General features: G+C 70.2%; 14 protein-coding genes. 4 read left to right on the top strand and 10 right to left on the bottom strand.

Going from position 1 to position 19,308, the window contains the following annotated elements:
- Positions 1 to 28: 28 nt before the first annotated feature.
- The 5 genes from EF387_RS05720 to EF387_RS05700 form a co-directional block, all read right to left on the bottom strand.
- Complete coding sequence (locus EF387_RS05720) at positions 29 to 877, bottom strand: glycosyltransferase family protein (RefSeq protein ID WP_238431357.1); 849 nt, start codon at positions 875 to 877, stop codon at positions 29 to 31.
- A gap of 281 nt (positions 878 to 1,158) precedes the next feature.
- On the bottom strand, positions 1,159 to 3,423 hold the full coding sequence (locus EF387_RS05715) for a hypothetical protein (protein ID WP_128375366.1): 2,265 nt from the start codon (positions 3,421 to 3,423) through the stop codon (positions 1,159 to 1,161).
- Complete coding sequence (locus EF387_RS05710; RefSeq protein ID WP_128375365.1) at positions 3,420 to 4,337, bottom strand: carbohydrate ABC transporter permease; 918 nt, start codon at positions 4,335 to 4,337, stop codon at positions 3,420 to 3,422. Before EF387_RS05710 ends, EF387_RS05715 begins: the two co-directional genes overlap by 4 nt.
- Positions 4,334 to 5,302, bottom strand: a complete 969-nt coding sequence (locus EF387_RS05705; RefSeq protein WP_128375364.1) for a carbohydrate ABC transporter permease — start codon at positions 5,300 to 5,302, stop codon at positions 4,334 to 4,336. The genes EF387_RS05710 and EF387_RS05705 overlap by 4 nt, the downstream gene beginning before the upstream one ends.
- Positions 5,295 to 6,557, bottom strand: coding sequence for an ABC transporter substrate-binding protein (locus EF387_RS05700; protein WP_128375363.1), 1,263 nt, complete (start codon positions 6,555 to 6,557; stop codon positions 5,295 to 5,297). The genes EF387_RS05705 and EF387_RS05700 overlap by 8 nt, the downstream gene beginning before the upstream one ends.
- A 290-nt stretch (positions 6,558 to 6,847) precedes the next feature.
- Here EF387_RS05700 and EF387_RS05695 point away from each other — a divergent pair, with 290 nt between their 5' ends.
- Complete coding sequence (locus EF387_RS05695) at positions 6,848 to 7,630, top strand: FadR/GntR family transcriptional regulator (RefSeq protein WP_162467087.1); 783 nt, start codon at positions 6,848 to 6,850, stop codon at positions 7,628 to 7,630.
- Between the two features lie 489 nt (positions 7,631 to 8,119).
- Here the strand turns inward: EF387_RS05695 and EF387_RS05690 are convergent, their stop codons facing one another.
- Entirely contained in the window at positions 8,120 to 9,379 is a 1,260-nt protein-coding gene (locus EF387_RS05690; protein ID WP_128375361.1) for a mandelate racemase/muconate lactonizing enzyme family protein, read from the bottom strand.
- 468 nt (positions 9,380 to 9,847) lie between these two features.
- Here EF387_RS05690 and EF387_RS05685 point away from each other — a divergent pair, with 468 nt between their 5' ends.
- Entirely contained in the window at positions 9,848 to 10,609 is a 762-nt protein-coding gene (locus tag EF387_RS05685) for an SDR family NAD(P)-dependent oxidoreductase (protein WP_162467086.1), read from the top strand.
- 399 nt (positions 10,610 to 11,008) lie between these two features.
- Here EF387_RS05685 and EF387_RS05680 read toward each other — a convergent pair whose 3' ends face one another.
- Both EF387_RS05680 and EF387_RS05675 read right to left on the bottom strand, forming a co-directional pair.
- Entirely contained in the window at positions 11,009 to 12,064 is a 1,056-nt protein-coding gene (locus EF387_RS05680; protein WP_128375359.1) for a glycosyltransferase family 2 protein, read from the bottom strand.
- A 384-nt stretch (positions 12,065 to 12,448) separates the two neighbouring features.
- Complete coding sequence (locus tag EF387_RS05675; RefSeq protein ID WP_238431354.1) at positions 12,449 to 12,880, bottom strand: MBL fold metallo-hydrolase; 432 nt, start codon at positions 12,878 to 12,880, stop codon at positions 12,449 to 12,451.
- Between the two features lie 204 nt (positions 12,881 to 13,084).
- On the opposite strand from EF387_RS05675, the gene EF387_RS47050 reads away from it, so the two are divergent.
- Positions 13,085 to 13,396, top strand: coding sequence for a hypothetical protein (locus EF387_RS47050; protein WP_162467080.1), 312 nt, complete (start codon positions 13,085 to 13,087; stop codon positions 13,394 to 13,396).
- Positions 13,397 to 13,498: 102 nt separating this feature from the next.
- Here EF387_RS47050 and EF387_RS05670 read toward each other — a convergent pair whose 3' ends face one another.
- Together EF387_RS05670 and EF387_RS05665 are read right to left on the bottom strand one after the other, a co-directional pair.
- The gene (locus tag EF387_RS05670; protein ID WP_128375358.1) at positions 13,499 to 15,715 is read right to left on the bottom strand and encodes a trypsin-like serine protease; all 2,217 of its coding nucleotides are present in this window, start codon (positions 15,713 to 15,715) and stop codon (positions 13,499 to 13,501) included.
- Positions 15,716 to 15,762: 47 nt separating this feature from the next.
- Entirely contained in the window at positions 15,763 to 16,344 is a 582-nt protein-coding gene (locus tag EF387_RS05665) for a hypothetical protein (protein WP_128375357.1), read from the bottom strand.
- A gap of 761 nt (positions 16,345 to 17,105) precedes the next feature.
- Between EF387_RS05665 and EF387_RS05660 the strand changes: the two genes are divergently transcribed.
- Positions 17,106 to 19,100, top strand: a complete 1,995-nt coding sequence (locus EF387_RS05660; protein ID WP_128375356.1) for an ALF repeat-containing protein — start codon at positions 17,106 to 17,108, stop codon at positions 19,098 to 19,100.
- Positions 19,101 to 19,308: the final 208 nt, after the last annotated feature.

The raw sequence follows: 19,308 nt of genomic DNA, 5'->3' as shown, positions 1-19,308 counted from the left end.
GAACGACCAGGGCCTATGTCGTCTCTCGTCAGATGACCGGTGGCCGGCCCAGCCGCGTCAGCCGCCAAACGGTCCGCCAGCGCATCGGCCGTCGTTCCCCGCCCGACTGCCGCCATCCCTCGGCGAACCCGCCGAACCAGGCCCGCAGCCCGGCCAGCGACCGTGCGCGCACGAGAGTGAGCGCCACCCAGACCCCCAGGTGGACGGGGATCAGCGGCAACGGCAGCCGACGGCGGACCAGCCAGACGCGGTTGCGGGCGGTCACCCGGTGGTAGATGGCGTGCCGGGCGGGCGAGGTCCTGGGGTGCTGGAGCAGCAGGGCGGGTTCGTAGAGCACGGTCCACCCGGCGTCGATGGCCCGCCAGGCCAGGTCGGTCTCCTCGTGCGCGAAGAAGAACTCGGCGGGCCAGTCGCCGATCTGGTCCAGCATGCGCATGGAGAACGCGTGCCCGCCGCCGAGGAACCCGGTCACCTCTCCCCCGCGCATCGGGTCGGCGGCCCCGAGCCGCGGCACGTGCCGGCGCTGGGTCTCGCCGTGCTCGTCGGCGATCCGGAATCCGACGACGCCGAGCCCCGGGTCGGCCGCGAACAGCTCCCGCACCCTGCGGAGCACGTCCTGGTCGATCAGCAGTCCGTCGTCGTCGAGCTCGACCACCACATCGATGTCCCCGAACTCCCGGAGCCGGCGCAGGGCCACGTTCCGTCCACCGGGGCAGCCGAGGTTCTCGTCCACCTCGATCGTGGTCAACTCCCCGGGAATGCCGGGGAAATCGGGCAGCGGGCAGCCGTTCCCGACCACGACGATCCGGGCGGGTTCCACGTCCTGCTTGGCGACGGAGGCGAGCAGCGCGTCGACCTCGAGGGGCCGGTTCCCCATGGTCACCACGGCGACGGCGATCCGCGGCTCCTCGGACACGGCCCCCACCCCACAGCGCTCGGCAACAGTGCGGGCGACTCTAGCCGTTCACAATAAGGACCCCTTAAGTACGCCTGCCCTCGCCACGTCGTACGAATTCCGGCCCCACCAGTGATGGGCGGCACCACCGGTCACACCTCAGCCCCCACCGAACGTGAGCAAGATCTCGCACAGGTCCCCCGAAAACCTCCACCCACAGCCATCGACCCGCTGCCCGGCACCAGCCGCAAGCGCAAGTCCGGTCAGGCGTACGCCTCCACGACGACCGGGGCACCGTCCGCCAGGTAGAGCGTGAGCTGGTCCGCAGCCGGCACGGACACACCGTCGACCCGCACGTCGGCACCGAACCGCCCGGGCAGTCGCAGCCGGCCCACCACCGGCTCGGCCCCCACATCCGCCCCGGGGCCCGACCCCGTCCGCAACACCCGCACCTCCATCCCGCGCTCGCCCACCCGCACATCGAGAGTGACCCGTCCGAACCGTGTGGGCGTGCGATCGACATGGATCTCGGCACCAACCCGGAACCAGTGCTCGGGTGCGGCGGGCAGCAGGTCCAGCCCCGGCCCGCGTTCGAAGACCAGCAGATGGCGGACCAGGCGGACGAACTCGGCCGAGGCCCAGTTGTGCGGCATGTCCCCGCAGATCTGGACGTGCCCGCTGCCCGTCAGCGGCTGTTCCTCGCGCCAGACACGGGTCGGTGCGGCGTGGTTGGCGAAGGCGTAGAGGTAGTCGGCCGCCTTGTCGGGGCGACCCGCGTACAGCCAGGCGTGCGCGGCGAAGGACGCCTGGTAGGTCCACACCGCCTGGTACGGCAGCCAGCCGGTGGTGGCCGGGACACCCTGCTCGTCGTCGCGGGCGTCGTACAGCTCGAGCAGATCCCGCACCACCTCGTCGTCGGCGGCGAAGACCTCCCCGGGCCAGATGGCGTGGCACAGCGCCCATGTCGCGGTCTCGGGCCGGACCCGCCGCCACACCGGCACCTCGGCATCCGGGACGTGCGGGGTGAACTGGTGCCGGCCGCTACCCGGCAGGTTCATCGGCAGATACCGCAGCCCGTCCTCCGTGGTGCGCCGCTGTACCTTCGCCGAGCGCTGGAAGGCGTCGAGCAGGCTGTCGAAGAGGTCGCCGAACCGCTCGGCGTCAGCGGTCTCGCCGAGCATGCGGGCCCCCGCGACCGCGTACTTCAGGCCGGTCAGGATCCACATCGTGGTGGTGTACTCGGCGCGGCAGCCGCCCAGCCCGCCGTCCCCGAACGCCTCCGGCAGCAGCCCCTTCAGCGGATGACCGGCGGGCAACCCAGCGGCCCGCTCCATCAGTTCGGCGATGTGCGCAACGGCTCCCCGCACGGTGGCCCAGCGGCGGCGCAACTCGTCCACGTCAGAGGTGAGTTCGGCCTGCCGTACGAGGGTGGAGACGGCGATGCCGGTCTCCTTGACGTACGGCTCGCTCTCCAACTGCACGATGGATCCGTCCGGTCGGACCCGGCGCATCACCACTTCGAGGCCCGCGTCGGCGGTGTCGTCCAGCCCCAGATAGCGCGCCGCCTCCAGCAGGAAGTGACCGTCGACCAGCCACAGCCCCCGGTAGATGGTCGGCCCGACGTGCAGCACCGGCAGGCCCTGCTCGATCTCGCGGGCCTGGAGCATGTTGCGGGCGCAGGCGGTGAGCATGTCCTGCACGGCCGGGTCCGGCACGGTCAACGGCAATGGCTGGACGTCGAGTTCGTCCCAGTAGCGGCGCTCGTTGTCGAGTGCGGCGCGGGCCCCGGCAAGGTCCCATTCCCCCTCGCTCAGCGGGACGACGACCGCTCCGCTCACGCTCTCCCCCGCGCTCAGCACCACCGGCCGGGTGACCAGCCCGTCGGCCGGCCGAAACCCATGGGCGGAGCCGCCGACCAGGGGATGACCGCAGGAGATCAGCCGCCAGGCGCCCTCGGGAACGGGGTCGGTGGCTGCGACGGTGGGCAGGTCGTCCGTCCACCGCGGGGTGGCCGGGGTGCCGGTGACGGCGTACACCTCGTGCGGGGAGCCGGTGCTCGCGAGTGTCCGGCCGCGCAGCTGGGCGTCGATGTGCAGTCCGGTGAGTAGTCCGGTCGCGTCCTCGGCAGCGGTGATCGTCCAGAGGACCACGTCGTGACGGGTGCCGCCCGGCCCGTAGTGGGCGAAGGCGGTCAGCTCCAGCGTCTGGTTCGGGTAGGTGACGACGGTACGGACGATGGCCCGCCGCGCGCTCTCGGTGTCCTGACGGATCCGGACCGGGCGGTGTGTGGTCTGCGCGCAGAACGCCACCGTCTCCTCGAAGGACCACGCGTCGAACCCGGCCGCGTGGAAGCCGCTGAGGAGAGCGCCGTCCTCTCGTACGAGGCTCTTGTGCGGGTCGTCGGGGCGGCACAGCAAGGTCCAGCAGGAGACGGGCGCATGCCGGAAGTCGATGGTGGGACCGGTCGTTTCGTTGGTCGGCCGACCGGACGTGGGACGGGTCGTGGGGCTGCTGGTGGGACGGGTCACTTGACGGCTCCGGCGGTCAGTCCCGAGACGATGCGGCGCTGCGCGAACAGCACGAGCAGCACGACGGGCAGGGTGATCAGGACCACCGCCGCGTCGATGCGGTTGTAGAAGACCTGGAACTGGCTCTGGCCCAGGTTGACGATGGCCAGCGGCGCGGTGAAGCGGTCCGGGGTCTGCAGGAAGGAGGTGGCGAAGGCGAAGTCGTTCCAGGCAAGGATGAAGGAGATGATCGCGGAGGTGAAGACCGCGGGCATCGCCACGGGCACCACGATGTGCCACAACACCCTCAGGCGGGAGGCGCCGTCGACCATCGCCGCCTCCTCCAGGCTGCGCGGCACCTGGTCGAAGAAGCTCTTGAGCAGCCAGGTGGCGATCGGCAGCGTGTAGACCATGTACGCGAGGACCAGCCCGCCCGGCGAGTCCAGCAGTCCGAGGTTGCGGTAGACCAGGAAGAGCGGGCCGACCATGGCGAGGACCGGGAAGAACCCGGCGAAGAGCACGAAGCCCAGCACGACACCGGCGCCGCGCACCCGCAGCCGGGACAGCGCGTAACCGGCCAGCGTCGCGCACACCACCGACAGCACGGTGCTGATCAGACAGATGACGACGCTGTTGAGCAGCGGACGCAGGAAGTTCTCGTCGGAGAGGTTGTCGGCGTAGCTGGAGAAGGTGAGGTGCTTGGGCAGGAAGCCCGAGACGCCCTCGGAGAACTCCTGCGAGCTCATCAGTGAGGTGCGCAGGATCCACAGGAAGGGGAAAAGCGAGACCGCCACGATCGCCGCCACGAGCAGCGCGAAGCCAACCCGGCGCAGCCGCGCGGCACGCCGGCGGCGGGCCTGCGCGGGGGTGTGTCCGGCCGTGGGCCGCGCGGTGACGCGTTGGTGCGGCCCGGCCACGTGCAACTGCCCGGTCATCGCTCCGTCGCCCCCTCGTCCGTCCGGAACAGCCGTACGTAACCTGCCGCGACCAGCAGGGACAGCACCACCAGGACGACGGAGACGGCGCCGCCCGTGCCGAAGTCCGTCGACACCAGGAACTCGCGCCAGTTGATGAAGGACAGCGTCTCGGTCGTGTTGCCGGGGCCGCCGCCGGTGAGGATGAAGACGACGTCGAAGACGAGCAGCGCGGAGAGCGTTCGGAAGATCAGCGCCACCAGCAGTGCCGGCTTGAGCAGCGGCAGCGTGATGTGCCAGAAAGAGTGCCAGGCGCCCGCGCCGTCGATCCGGGCCGCCTCGTACAGCTCGTCGGGGATCACCTGAAGTCCGGCGAGCAGGATGATGGCCACGAACGGCACGGTCTTCCAGGCGTCGGTGATCCCGATCGCCACCCACGCCGTCCACTCGCCGCCGAGCCAGTTGGTGTCCGCCCCGGGCAGGTGCAACGCGCTGAGCAGCTGGTTCACGAATCCGGTCTGCGGGTCCAGCATGGTCTTCCACGAGGTGGCCGCCACCACCGTGGGCACCGCCCACGGAACCAGTACGGCGGCCCGCACCCAGCCGCGCCCGCGGAAGGAGCGGTTGAGCACGAGCGCCACGACCAGCCCGGCGACGATCTGCGTGGCCACCGAGACCGCGGTGAACACCAGGGTCCGCAGCAGGGTCTGCCGGAACACCGGGTCGGCGAACAGGGATCGGTAGTTGCCGAGTCCGGTGAAGCCGCCGCCGTTCGGATCGGTCAGGTTCACCTGGTGGACGGAGTTCCACAGGTTGTACGCGAACGGGAAGGCGGTCACCGCAAGCAGGATCGCCAGGGTCGGTGTCAGCAGCAGCCAGCCCAGTCGCCGGTCCGCCGCTGCGGCGCGTGCCCGCCGCAGCGGCGGCCGACTTCCCCCATGGGAGGCGGTGACACCGCTAGGGGAGACGGTGACACCGCTAGCCATTGGCCGCGTCCCGGACCTTGGAGGCCGCGTCGGACAGGGCCTTGTCCGGTGCGGTCAGGTCGGACACGACAGAGGAAAGCATGGTCTGCAGCTGGTCGGAGACCTTCGGGTAGGCGGGTGAGACGGGCCGCTGCACCGCGACCTTCGCCACCTTCTCGACCTCCTTGAAGTACGGCGCTTCCTTGAACAGTTCGTCGTTGTAGGCGGCCGCGACGGACGGCGGGTTACCGGCTGCGATGGCCCGGGAGACCTGGACGTCCGTGCTGGTGAGGTACTCGATCAGCTTCCAGGCGGCGGTGGTGTGGCTGCTCTTGGCGTTGAGGGCGAGCATCTCCGCGCCGAGCGTGGCGCCCTTGCCGGCGAACGGCACGAATCCGACCTTGCCCTCGGTGGGGGTGCCCTTGGTGGTGGAGAAGACGAACGGCCAGTTGATGGCGAAGGCCGCCTGACCGGAGCTGAAGGCCTGCTGGACCTCGCCCTCCTTCCAGCCGGTGACCGCGCTCGGCGAGATCTTGTACTTGTGGATGGCGTCGTCCATGAACGCGAGGGCCTGCCGGTTCTCCGGGGTGTCGAGGTTCTCCGGGTCGAGCTTGCCGCCGAAGCCGCCCGCCATCGCCATGAACGCGGTGATCACGCCTTCGTACTTGGCGCCTTCGAAGGCCAGTCCGTACTTGAGCTTGGGGTCCATCGCCATCGCCTCCTTGGCGGCGGTGACGAGCTCGTCGGCCGTCGTGGGCGGCGTCTTGACGAGGTCGGTGCGGTAGAAGAGGCCCTCGGTGTTGACGAACCACGGCACGGCGTACGTCTTGCCGTCGTACTCGCCCGCGGTCAGTGAGGTCGGCAGGAACTTGGAGGTGTCGGCCTTCACCTTGGCGAGGTCCAGCAGCCAGCCGGACTTGGCGAAGGCGGCGGCGTAGATGCCGTCGACCTTGAAGACGTCGGGGGCCCCGGAACCGGCGATGAGCCGCTGCTGGATCTGCTGCTGGTACTGGGTGGCGTCGGTGGACAGCACCTGCACCTTCACCTTGATCTTCGGATTGGCTCTCTCGAACGCCTTGATTGCGTCGGTGGTGGCCTTGCCTTCCGGACCGAGGCCGGTGAGCGCGACGGTGATCGTCTCCGTGCCGTCGGAGCTGGTCGTACCGCTGCCGCCACCGCAGGCGGCGACCAGGGAGACGGCGGCGGCGAGCGCTACCGCCGCGAGGCGGTGGCGCTGAGTCCGCCGTGGCGAGGATGAGTCTGTTGTGACCCTCATGTCCCACTACCTCTCGGTGGATCCGGTGGTCTGACTGGTCAGACCGGGCTGTCCGCGGGGCACACCTTCCCATCGGGGTCGGGGGGCGTCAAGGTGGGGTGCGGAAGATGTTGCGAGCCCGTGCGCGCCCGCGGAGACCGGTGTGTGTGCGCGTGGTCGGCGTGGTTGGGCTCTCCGTACGACGGTCTGACCGGTCTATCCTGCGATCCTGCAACGCACCCGCGATCCTGCGACGTATCCCTTGCGCGGACGCCCGGACATCGCCCCGCTCCCGAGAGGAACCGGACACCATGGCCCAGCCGCTCTATCCCAACCAGGACGCCGTACTGGGCCAGTTGGAGCGGCGAATCCTGAGCGGGACGCTCCAGGTCGGCGACCGGCTGCCCTCCGAGCGCAGCCTGTGCACCGAGTACAACGTGAGCCGGCCGGTGATCCGGGAGGTGCTGCGGGGGCTGCAGGAGCGCGGCTACATCGAGATCCACCCCGGGCGTGGCTCGTTCGTGCGCGCCGTGGGTGCCAGCGATCTGGCCCGCCCGCTGGCACGTATGGCCCAGCGCACCGGGGTCACCCCGCGGGACCTGGTCACGGCACGCACGATGCTGGAGTGCGAGGCGGCGGCGATGGCCGCGTCGCACGGCACCGACGAGCAGATCGACCTCGTGCGACAGGCCCTCGAGGCCCACCAGATGGCTCGCGAGCTCACCTCCCTCGCCCGCTCCGACCTCGCGTTCCACGAGGCGGTGGCGCACGCCGGAGGCAACCCGGTGATCGCGGTGATGTTCGGCTCCATCCGCACCCTGGTCTACGGCCTGATGCTGCGCAGCCTCAGCGACCGCGAGGTCCTGGAGGCGGGCGACCCCTGGCACCAGACGATCTACGACGGGATCGCCCGCCGCGACCCGGAGGCGGCACGCGCGGCCATGGCCGAACACCTGCGCCTGGCCCTGGACTTCTACGGCCCGGACCTGGACACACCACTGGACGACGTGCTGGCGCGACGGGGCATCCATGTGGCACGGCTGGACGACGAACTGACTGGGTGGGCAGGGGTTTCCAGCCGGTCCGGTGCCTGACGAGCCGACGGAGTTCGGGCGCCGACCATGGCAAGGGCCGGGGCAGCATCCCAGGCCCCGACCGATCCGGACGCAGCGCCCCCACGCGCACGCGCCCACCACGACAGCGGCCCTGAGGGGTCCTTGCACTATGAGCGTCCGATGAGGTCGCGTGGTCTGGTGCCGTGCATCGCAAGGCGCCGGAGAGCCCTGGATGGGGGTGCCCCCTGCTCGAGCGGAGCCGAGAGCTTGGGGGAGGAGCTACGTGGGCTTTTCGGCAACGCGGCGATGGGGGTGCCCCCTGCTCGAGCGGAGCCGAGAGCTTGGGGGAGCGGTGCCAGGCCGCGCGACCCGGGCGGGCATAGTGCAAGGACCCCTAAGGGGTCCCAAGCGCCGACCGGCCCGGACGCAGCACGCCACATGCAGGCGCCAACCAGGGCAGGAGCCCGGAGCGGCGCCCGGCGCGCGGACTTGGGGGCCGTGGAGGCGGAACCCCGGTGGGACCTCCGCTCAGCGCCGGTCCCCCAGCCGGGACACCCGGCGCCGTGTGCTCGCACGGGCGAGGTGGTCCGCCCGCAGGCTGACCCCCAACCCCGGTGCGACCGTGGGCCGTACCCGTCCCTCCGTCGGAACCGGCAACCCCTGCGCCATCAACCCGTACCAACTGTGATGGAAGGCCCGTACGGTCTCGGCGATCAGCCCGTTCGGCTGGCTCGCCACGAACTGCACGCAGGTGGCGAACGACACGGGCCCAGTGCAGTCGTGCGGCGCCACCGACACCCCGTACACCTCGGCGAGCGCGGCGACCCTGCGCGCCTCGGTCAGCCCGCCCGCCCAGCCGATGTCGACGATGGCGACATCAATGGACCCGCTCTCCAGCAGCGGTTTGAAGGCACGGCTGCCCCCCAGCGTCTCCCCCGTGGCGATCGGCACGGAGGTGCGCGCCCGGAGGGTGCGGTAGCCGTCCACTCCGTCGGGCCGCAGTGGGTCCTCCACCCAGAACGGCTCGATGTCCGCGAGGGCGCGCAGGATCTCGACGGCGGCCTTGGCCGACCACAGTCCGTGCAGTTCGACGAGGATGTCCATCCGGTCGCCCGCCGCCCCCCGGATCTCCTCCAGCACCTTCATGCCCTGCCGGATGTCGGCCGTTGAGACGTGCAGCCCACCGGTGCGCTCGGCGGCCGAGTCGAAGGGCCAGACCTTCATGGCCGTGATGCCCTCATCGAGCAGGGAGCGGGCCAGCTCACCGGGCCGGTGCAGGAACGCCTCCAGGTCCTCGTACGGGTCGGCCTCCGCGGCGAGTCCCCAGTTGGTGGACGTCTGACGGCCCTCGTCACGGATGTATCCGGTCCCGGCGCAGGTGTTGTACACCCGCAGCGACTCCTGTGCCGGCCCGCCGAGCAGCGCGGTCACCGGCAGCCCGGCGCGTTTGCCAAGCAGGTCCCACAGCGCGATGTCGACGGCACCGTTGCCACGCGTCTCGGCTCCCGAGCCGCCGAACCCGACGTACGGCGCGAGGAGCCGCGCCACCCTCTCAGGGGCCGGGTCCTCCAGTCCGAGCAGCACCGGGGCGGCCGACTCGTGCAGATACCCCTCAACGGCCTCGGGACCCCAGAATGTCTCGCCCAGCCCCTCGAGCCCCTCGGATGTGTGGACGAGCACCTGGCAGACGTTGGGCTGGAGATCCGAGCGCACGGTCTCCAGTGCGGTGATGTGCATGATCGTCCTCCACTGTGGTCCGCGCGTCCGCGCGATGGTCAGGTTGGTCATGGTCACGGGGTCATGTGGTGACGCGGCCTGCGATCTGGTCATGCCGGTCTTACCGGTCAGTCTGGAGCGTGGCCGAGACCGCGCCGTGGGTCAAGCGGGCCGAACCGCCGGGTACCTCTTGACAGGCGGCGCACGGGGTAGGAGTTTCGGTCAGACCAGTTAGACCAAGCTATTGCCAAAGGACTGGACCGGACTTGGTCGCGCGGGCTCGCCATGCACCGCCTCACCACGCAACACACAGGCACCGCCAGCAGGCATCGGAGCGCAGCCCTGAAGGCACGGCATCGACCGCCACGGCCCATCAGTCATCAGACCCCAGGCATCAGGCATCAGGTACTCAGGCATCAGGCATCACCGCATCAGGCATCGACTCAGGCACCAGCCATGAGGAGCCAGGCCATCAGCCATCAACCGTCAGGCATAGGCCATCAGCCATCAGGCGTCAGACACAGAGAAGGGGGCCCCGAGGTGTCGCAGGATCTCGTCGGGCGACAGGTCGCCATCACCGGGGGTGTCGGCGGGATCGGCCTCGCCATCGGACATGAGCTCGCGTCCCGCGGAGCCGATGTCGTACTGATCGACATCGTCGACGAGATCGAGGCCGCAGGCCGCATCGCGGACCTCGGCCCGTTCCCGGGCACCCTGCGCTACGACGTCGCCGACACCACCGACCCGGACGCCATCGGCGCGGCGCTGGCGCGTGTCCAGGGACTGGACACCGCGATCGGCAACGCGGGCATCGTCCGCTCCGCCCCGTTCCTCAAGATCACCACGGCGGACTGGGAGGCCCAACTCGACGTCAACCTCACCGGCGTCTTCCATCTGACCCAGGCGGCGGCCCGCCAGATGGTGGCGGCCGGCACCGAGGGCCGCATCATCCTGACCGGCTCCTGGATCGGTTCCAGACCGTGGCCCGAGACGTCGGCCTACTCCGTCTCCAAGGCCGGCTTGGAGATGCTCGCCCGCTCCGCCGCCCTGGAGCTCGCCCCGCATCGCATCCGCGTCAACGTCCTGGCCCCCGGCATCGTCAACACAGGGCTGGCCGCGCGCCAGTACCGCGAGGAACCCCAGTACCGCGCCAAGGCGGACCGCGCCATCCCCTTGGGCGCGCTCCAGTCCCCCCGTGAAGTGGCCCAGGCGGCGGCGATCTTGTGCTCCCCGGCGGCGGACTACATCACCGGGACGGTGCTGCTCGCGGACGGCGGCTGTTCGCTCCTGACCGGGGGGTGACACCGGAGCGCGGGACCGACGGCCCCTTCCCCAACCACCGCACCCCATCCGACTTGTCCGAATCGGGTACCCGGCCGACGCCACGGCCACGGCCACCGTCAGCCTGGCGGGCATCGTCACAGGCTGGAGCGAGGGTGCTCGGCACCTGCTGGGTCACCGCGCCCCGGAAGTCGCCGGGCGCGCGGCGGCCGATCTCCTCGCGGACCTGGAGTTCTCCGACGCGGCCGGGCTCACCCTGATCGGCGCCCAGGAGTGGAGTGGCACGGTGTCGCTCCGGCACCGTGCCGGTCACCGCCTCGCGTCGGCCCTGCACGCCTACCCGTCGCTGGACGGGAACGGCCGGCCGAGCGAAGCGGGACGGGTGGGGTGGCCGCCGCGTCACGGCCCGGTCGGCGCGGGTCACGCCCGGCCCTTCTCGTACACGCACAGCCCCTGGGTGAGCTTCAGCGGGACCGCGACGAGTTCCACGATCAGGGCCCGCCAGGCGTACCAGACGTTGACCATCTTGTTGAGGTAGACGTACGGCAGGTTCCGCATCACCCGCAGATAAGGCAGCTTCCGGCGTCTCGCGGCGTACAGCAGTGGGGGTGTCAGCAGCACCAACTCCGCGACGGCCCACCACAGGAGGGTGACGGTCACGCTCTGGTGCATGCCGAAGATCAGGACGAAGGGCATCGCGTACCAGAGCGGTGCCGTCAGGATGTCCCACACCGCGATGAGGACCCAGAGCAGCAGCAGCGGCTTGTTTCGGACCATGTGGCGGGAATGGATGCGCACGTTCTGGAAGAAGCCCGCCATCCAGCGCCAGACCTGCTTGCGCAGGTACTTGAGATCGGAGGGGTCGGCGGCCCACGCCATCGCGTCCCCGACGTAGACGGCTTTGCGGCCCTCGATCTGTTTGCTCCAGGTGTAATCCATGTCCTCGACGATGGTCCGTTCGGGGAAGCCCCCGAACCGGCGCAGTTCGTCCGTCCGGAAGGCGGAGCAGCACCCGGAGCACACGACGGGGCTGTTCGCGGCGTTCTGGATCGGGCGCTGGAAGTGGAAGCCGAAGAGGTACTCGATGGACCGTCCGCGCTCTGTGGCGGTGTTCTCGAACCGCGTCTGGACGCACCCGGCGGCGACCGCAACCCGGCCGTCACGGAACGGGACCTTGATCAGCTCGACGTAGTCGGGCGCCAGCAACGTATCCGCGTCCACGGGGAGCACGAGGTCCGTCCGCACCGAAGCGAGCCCGTAGTTCTGGGCCTTCGCCTTGCTGCCCTGATTGCTGTCGGGCGTGATCACGGTGACCCCGTAGGCGAGGGCCACTTCCCAGGTCCGGTCGGTCGAGCAGTCGTCCACGACGATGATCTCGTCGAACGGCTCCGTCTGGGCCAGCAGGGACTCCAAGGTGTCCCCGAGTCCCTGCTCCTCGTTGTGGGCGGGCACCAGCGCGGTGATCGAGAAACTCATCGACGCCCCCGAACCCGGTCACTGAGCTTGACGATCATGCCGATGATCAGGGCGATGATCCCCACGAGCGCGTACAGAGGCCACGAGATCCCCGTGTGAGCGAGAGATCCATACATAGCGCTTCTCCTCGTATCCAGCGGCTTCCCCGCTAGTAAGTTTACGTCGTATATTTACCGACTATGACCCGATTTGAGGTGCAAGTCAACTCCGTACGCTTACGCCGTAAACACGAAGCATGTCCGATCTGCCCCCAGAGCGGACGAGGGAATCCACCAGCGCGACGACAGCACGCCCGCCGCACGGACATGAGCGGCCGTTGCCGTGAGGCTGCGGTCTTCGTCACCGCATGGGCGACCGGCGGGACCACCAACGTCACCTGCACGATCACCGCGCGTCGCTGAACACCGTCCCCCGGCGTGGATCAGGCAACCGCGAACCAGACTCCGCGGCTGCTTCTCGGGCGACTGCCGGATCCGTGCCCGGCCAGAGGTGAGTGCGCATGAGTCGAGCAGCGCCTGCCTGGTGGGCGTACTGACCGGCCAGTCGTGCGGTCAGCAGGTACGGTGCGTCGGCGGTCGGTACCTGGTGGACGTACGTTGCCTCCGACGAGAACAGATCCGCGCCTTGCGCGAGGCGCGGGATGTCGGGACCGGGACCGGTGTCGCCGGTGCAGGCGAGCACGGCCTCGGGCGTAGCGAGCCGAGTGCCGGCGTTGGGCACGAAGTGCCGCAGGAGCCAGGTGTCCGTGGTGAAGGGGACGATGTCGAACCGCTCGCCGGGGTCGAACTCATGGAGGCGGTACGCCTCGGCGAGCATGCTCGGTTAGTCGAGGGCGAGAACGGCATCGACCGCGCCGTGCGGGGCGTAGACGGGCAAGGCCGGCGGCGGATCGGCAAGCTGCCGGGCGGGAAGGCGGCCGTGATCGCGCGGGCAGCCCGGGCGGGAGGCGGCCGTGACCGCGCGGGCAGCCCGGGCGGGAGGCGGCCGTGACCGCGCGGGCAGCCCGGGCGGGAGGCGGCCGTGACCGCGCGGGCCGAGGAGTTCGGCCAGGACGGCCAGATGATCCTCACTGCGGCGTCGGCAGCCTGGGCCCCGCCCCACCTGCGGCGGCTGCCGCAGGTGGGGATCCTCCGCCAGGTCTGGGTCCACCACTACTACTGGGATGCGACCGGATTACTGTGCCGGCGGGACGGCCCACGGGCTGCCGCCCGCCTCGCTGCGGTACGACTCTCCCTACGACAGCGACGCGCACCACTGCGTGAAACGGGACACCGCTTCGAGCACCCGGACCACCCCCCGCATCCTCGCCGCCCTCAATACATCACCTCATGAACCCCCCGTTCAGAACACCTGTGGCGTTCCGGCCCATGCTGTCGTGTCCAGCCGGTCCGAAGGGGCCGGCCTCCCCCTGGCCGACCCCGCGGGACTCGTGGGTTACCGAGCCGCGTAGCCGAAGTCGACGCCCGCGGCCGGGAGTCCGCCCTGGCCGGGCTGGTACGTGGTCACCGCGGCGGCCGTTCCGCCCGCGGTCACGTTGGACATCGGCAGGGCGTGCAGGGCGCCGTAGGTGGACGGCCCGTTCGGCATGCCGACGTACAGCCTGGTACCGGTGAAGTGGATGCTCGAGCCCAGGGTCTGGTTGGCACCCGGCGTACCGGGGATACCGGCGGCGTTGCCCGCCTCGAGCCACTTGTGGTTGGCACCGGGAGCACCCAGGAGCGAGAAGACCGTGATCGCGCCCGACTTGGTAGCCGAACCGACGGCCTCGTCCGGGATGCCGACCGCCATCTTCAGCGTCGCCGCGGTGCTCACCGCACGCGGCGCGGTGTTCACGGCGGTCACCGTCGCACCGAAGCGGTCGCCGGCCTCGGAGGTGCCGGTCACATCGTCGGAGGCGGTGCCCGACATGTACTCGTTGGACTGGCTGTATGTGCCCGCCGCGGTGATGCGGAACGCGACGACACGACCGGTGTCGGCCTTGTTGGCGCCGTCGATGGCCAGGTCCTCACCCGGCGAACCGACCGCCAGGATCGACTCGGTGGCGGCCGCCGCGCCCGACGGGCGGTAGGGCACCAGAGCCAGGGACTTGCCGAACAGGTCACCGGCCTCGGCCTCGCCGGAGACGGTGTCCAGGTCCTGGTCCATGCCGAACAACGGGGTGGGCCTGCCCTCGGCGTTCAGCTTGTTGGGGTCGAAGACCGCCAGGTTGCCGGAGTTCGCGTCGGAGCCGATGGTCTCGGTGGGGGCGCCGACGGCGATGTGGTTGGCGTCGGCCGCGACGGAGCCGCCGAAGCCGTCGTTGGCCTCCACCGCGCCCGGAACATTCGTGCTGTCCTGGGAGATGGAGACATTTGTGGTGCCGTGCACATAGAACACCTGGCCCGCCTTGGCGACGGAACCGAGTGCCTCGCCGGGCACACCGATCACCACGAACGGCTCACCGGAGGCGGTGGTGCCGGCGGCGAGGGCGTGTCCCATACGGTCGCCGCTCTCACTGCCGGACGCCTTGATCGAACCCGAACCGACACCCTGCTCGAAGTGGGTGTCCTTCGTCGCGCCCGATCCCAGGCCGCCCGCAGCGCCGTGCAGGACCTCGACCATGCCGGCGTCGGCGGTGCTTCCGATGTCCTCGGAGGGGACGCCGACGACCAGGTCGGTGCAGCCGTCCTCGTCGTAGTCGACGGTCGCGAGGGTCTCACCGAACCAGTCGCCAGCCTCGGCGTTGCCCTCCACCCAGTCGAGGTCCTGGTTGATCTCGGCGGTGCCCTTGCCGCCGCCGTACACGACCCGGACGAGCCCCGCGGTCGTCTTGCCGCCGACCGTCGCCCTGGGGTCCGAGACGGCGATGTCCTCGACGCCGTCGCAGTTGAAGTCGGTGATACGGGTCGCGCCGACCTGGGAGTTCACCCAGGAAGCCAGGCCGTCGACCCGGGCGGCGATCCCGCCCGTGTCGGTCACAGTGGCGTCGATGCCGAAGCAACCACCCTGGTAGGAGCGGCTGTTGAGGGCCACCAACTGGGCCGTGCCGTTCACCACGCGCACCACGGGGCCACCGGTGTCACCCATGCACGCGGCCGTGCCGTCCTTGCCGGTGACCGTGGCGGTGGTGGCGTCCGAGGCACTCACGGAGTACGCGCCGGTGTGCAGTTGCAGCGGCGCCCACTCGGTCTTGGTGCGCCCGTACCCGGCGAACTTCAGCTCCTCGCCCGCGGTGGGCGCGGCGGAGGCCAGGGCGATGGGGGCGACGTTGGTGACGGGCCGGTTCAGGCGGGCCAGGACCACGTCGCGGTCGGCGCGCGGGACGAGTTCCACGACCGTGCGGACGGCGCCGCCGGTGCCGGTGAGGTCGCCGCGGCCGATGGTCGCGGTCGTCTTCTTGGCCGGCTTGCCTGCGGGCACCGCCAGACTCGCGGCCGGGTTCGCGGCGAAGCAACTGGCCGCGGTGAGCAGCCATTCCTTGTCGACCAGGACACCGGAGCAGCCCCGGTCCCAGTCACCGATCAGAAGCTGCGCGGTGTAGGCATAGGTGGTGTCGCCGGAGGCGACCGCGGGGCCGGTCACGGCGGACGCGGGCACGGCGGTGAGCACGACGGATCCCGCGATCAGGGATGCTGCCAGTGCGGCGAGGCGCACAGGTCTGATGGGTCGCATAAGTCGATTCCTTGCTGGCTGATCGGACAACGGGCGTTTTCCGGGGGCTATTTGGAGGTCCTGATCTCCACGAGCATGTGCTCCCGGCCCTGTTCGTCCGCGCTCTCACCCACCGCGGTCCAGGTGTTCTTGTCGATGTCGAAGGACTTCTCCTCGGTGCCGACGGTCATGTCGACCTGGGTCTCGTAGTCGTTGCCCTTGACGGCGTACACCGCGGGAATCTCCATGGTCAGCCATCCGGAGTTGCCGACGACGCGGAAGCAGACCGTCTCCGACTGCTTGCGGGCCATGATCTGGATGAGGCCGGTGCCGCTCGCGCAGTCGGCCAGCGTTATGTGGCCGTCGCCGCGCTTGAGGACGATGCTCTGCTCGGCGAGGATCTTGTCGGCTCCCGGGTAGTCGAAGTTCTCGACCGCGTAGCCGGGTGCGTCGTCCGCGACGACGGCCGCGGCGCCCGCCCCCGAGCGGGACCCGTCGGACCCGGCGGAACCCCCGGACCCACCGGTCCCGCCGGGGGCACCGGTCGCCAGTGCGGTCCACGCCAGAGCGCCGACCGCTGCCGCGCCCACCGTGCGCGCAATGAATCTCTTCAACTGCGGCTTGGCCGCAATTATGGTGCGTGCCTTCATCGAATTCCTAAGCTCTTTGCTTCCCGAGCGATGCACAAACGTGGTTCAAGTCAGGCGTGAAGGCGTCCGCAATTCGGATGGAACCCCCAGCCATCCGGGGGGAATAAGTCATTCCTCGAGTGTTTCCACATCGTCGTCCCCCGTGAAGAAAAGGGCTCTCCCAAGTCCGGGGAGCCGCTTCGCCGTTGGTATGCCACATCGCTTCTGCGTCTTTGTCCACTGCTCCAACTCCCTCAAAAAGGACGGGAAGTTGGGGATCGGACTGTGACCCTGAACACACCTGGGGGGCGGTTGTGCAGAATTCCATAAAGAAGCGATAACGAATGCGACCCGCACCCTCTCGCCCCGCCGCAGGTTTACCGGCGAACCTCCCCCGAGCGCCCCGTGCTGTTTTTCATTCACCGGGCCAAATTAATTGCCACATGGACGTGCGTTGGTATGGTCACGTCATTGCGCAGGTGACGCATACGCCTCTCTGGTGCCACCTATGACTGCCCGGGCATGCGGGGGAAGCCTGCCGTGTCAGTGAATCGCCGATCTGCCTTCACGGGCAGAGACCATGAGGACCACACGCATACGCAGACGATGTTCTGGAGCCGCAGACGCCTTCTCGGCACACTCGCAGCGGTCACCGCCGCCGCTTCCTCGCCGCTGGTGCTGACGCCCGTCGCCCGCGCCGCCGCCACCGGGGACACCGTGGCGACCGCGGCCGATCCGCTCCCGCGCCGGACACCGACCGGGCGAAGGTCGTCACGGCATGGATGACGGGCGGGAAGGCCACCAGGGCGGCGGCGGCGTACGCGCTCGCCGGCACCGACGCCGACATCCGGACCTTCCTCGACGAGACCCTGCCGAAGACGACCGTCGAGGACAACCGCGTCGCGATCGTCAGCTACCTCTCCCGTACGGGCAAGGGCCTGCGCCGCGACGCCGTCGCCGCCCTCGACAAAGGCGACAGCAGCATCGCCGACTTCCTCAAGGACGGCTTCAGGCCGGCTCTCCTGGAAGACCTGCGCGTGGCGACCGCCACCGTGTCGGCCACCGGCGACAAGGCGGTCCGGCGCAGTGCGTCCGCCGCCCTGGACACCGGCACGCAGGCGGCGCTGGAGGACTTTCTGACGAAGGGTCAGTTCACCGCCCGCCGGGAGGACGCCCGGGTCCAGGTCTCCGCCATGCTGTTCAACGCCGGGCCCGAGGTGCGCAAGTACGCCGACCGCGCGCTGGGCGGAACCGCAACGGACGTCCAGTGGTTCCTCGACACGGGCCAGCACATCGCCCGTGCCCGTGACCAGGAGTCGGCCACCATCGAGGAACTCGTCGCGGTGGTCGAACGGGAGGGCAAGCGGGCACAGGCCGAGACCGACCTGGCCGTGGAGGCCTCCGAGCGGGCCAAGGCCTCCGCGGCGAAGGCCAAGGAGGCGGCGGAGAAGGCCGCTGCCGAGGCCGAGGCCGCCAAGAACGACGTACAGAAGTCCGCGGCCGCGGCCCGCAAGGCGGCCAGTGCGGCCCAGGGTGCGGCGAACGCCGCCCGGACCGCCATCAACGCCTCCAACGCCGCGGTGGCCGCCTCCCGCCGCGCGTCCTGGGCGGCCACCGCCGCCTCGCAGGCCGCCTCGACCGCCGGCGGCGCCGCGTCCCGCGCCTACAACGCCGCCATCGCCGCGTCCAAGGACGCCACCAAGGCCGATGCCGCCAAGAACGCCGCGGTCGCCGCCCGCAACTCCGCCGCGAAGGCCCGTTCCGCGGCCAAGGCCGCCGACTACGCCGCGGCCGCCTCGGCTCAGGCCACCAGCGCCGGAGACGCGGCGGCCTCCGCCGCGCGCAACTCCGCCGCCGCCGCCACCGCCGCCGCCGCCACCGCCGCCGCCCAGGCCGCCGCCGCGGCCGGAGTGGCCCAGTCGCAGGCGGCGGAGGCCAAGCGGCAGGCGTCCATCGCGACCGCCGCCGCCAACCGCGCCACCAACGCCGCCTCCACCGCGCGGGCCCTGGCCAATACGGCCGCCACAGCGGCACGCGCGGCACGCGACGCCGCCAACTCCGCCGCGGAGCACGCCGAGAAGGCGGCCGACGCGGCCGATGAGGCGGTGAAGTTCGCCGGCCAGGCCATCGACTTCGCCAACAAGTCCACCGCCCACGCCGCCGCGGCGGTCAAGGCGGCCGACACCGCGACCAAGGCCGTGAACAACGCCATCGCGGTGGAGAAGGCGGCCCGGGAAGCGGAGCTCGCCCGGCTGGAACAGGAGAAGCAGCAGGGCCTGGAGGAGGCCCGACTGCTGTCCGAGGCCGAAGTGGAGGAGCGGGCCGAGTACGAGAACAAGCGCGCTCAGGAAGCCCAGATGGACCAGGCCACCAAGGACCTGATCCGCCAGGCCGAGAAGGCCCTGTGGGAGGACGGCGACCTGGAACTCGCCGCCACGCTGGGCCGCAGGGCCGCCACCAATCTGCTGAAGGCGAAGGGCGCGTGGACGCGGGACGCCGCACAGTTCGCACTGGCAGGCAGCGACGACGACGTTCTCTCCTGGGTCGACCTGGACCGGGGCATCGCCCAGCACCAGGACGACCGGGAGACCGTCCTGTACATCGCCCAGATATCCAGCCCCGCCATCGCGGCGGCGGCACAGAGCGCTCTGGCGAGCTCCAGTTCCCAGGCGGTGGGCGACTTCATCACCTCGGGAGTGATCCGGGCCGCAGCACCTGGACGGCTTTGGCGATCGCCGGTGTGGCCTCGCCGAGCAGATGGAGCAGCCAGAAGATGACGACGGCGTCCGCCCCGGCCGTTCCGACCCCGTCCCACGCGTTCGGCGCCGTTGACGTGGCCACGACCTTTTTTGCACGGCACGGCATCTCCTGGGTCGAAGCTGTCTCCCTCCGGGATCGTCGGTCTGGAATGGGCCGTTTTGGCCGTCGGCTACCCGCATAAGTTTGCAAACGCTATGGTGTGGCGCCATACCGGCGGATCGCTCC

It is taken from the genome of Streptomyces cavernae, from assembly GCF_004023625.1.
Taxonomy (GTDB): Bacteria; Actinomycetota; Actinomycetes; order Streptomycetales; family Streptomycetaceae; genus Streptomyces; species Streptomyces cavernae.
Note: the sequence above shows the minus strand (reverse complement) of the source record. Positions and strands in the feature narration are given on the sequence as shown.

Bases quoted from the DNA above. Each gene is read 5' to 3' on its own strand.
- EF387_RS05665 (WP_128375357.1), bottom strand. From the start codon at position 16,344: ATGAAGGCACGCACCATAATTGCGGCCAAGCCGCAGTTGAAGAGATTC.
- EF387_RS05710 (WP_128375365.1), bottom strand. From the start codon at position 4,337: ATGACCGGGCAGTTGCACGTGGCCGGGCCGCACCAACGCGTCACCGCG.
- EF387_RS05720 (WP_238431357.1), bottom strand. From the start codon at position 877: ATGGGGAACCGGCCCCTCGAGGTCGACGCGCTGCTCGCCTCCGTCGCC.
- EF387_RS05705 (WP_128375364.1), bottom strand. From the start codon at position 5,302: ATGGCTAGCGGTGTCACCGTCTCCCCTAGCGGTGTCACCGCCTCCCAT.
- EF387_RS05675 (WP_238431354.1), bottom strand. From the start codon at position 12,880: ATGCTCGCCGAGGCGTACCGCCTCCATGAGTTCGACCCCGGCGAGCGG.
- EF387_RS05700 (WP_128375363.1), bottom strand. From the start codon at position 6,557: ATGAGGGTCACAACAGACTCATCCTCGCCACGGCGGACTCAGCGCCAC.
- EF387_RS05670 (WP_128375358.1), bottom strand. From the start codon at position 15,715: ATGCGACCCATCAGACCTGTGCGCCTCGCCGCACTGGCAGCATCCCTG.
- EF387_RS05690 (WP_128375361.1), bottom strand. From the start codon at position 9,379: ATGACCAACCTGACCATCGCGCGGACGCGCGGACCACAGTGGAGGACG.
- EF387_RS05695 (WP_162467087.1), top strand. From the start codon at position 6,848: ATGGCCCAGCCGCTCTATCCCAACCAGGACGCCGTACTGGGCCAGTTG.
- EF387_RS05660 (WP_128375356.1), top strand. From the start codon at position 17,106: ATGACGGGCGGGAAGGCCACCAGGGCGGCGGCGGCGTACGCGCTCGCC.
- EF387_RS05680 (WP_128375359.1), bottom strand. From the start codon at position 12,064: ATGAGTTTCTCGATCACCGCGCTGGTGCCCGCCCACAACGAGGAGCAG.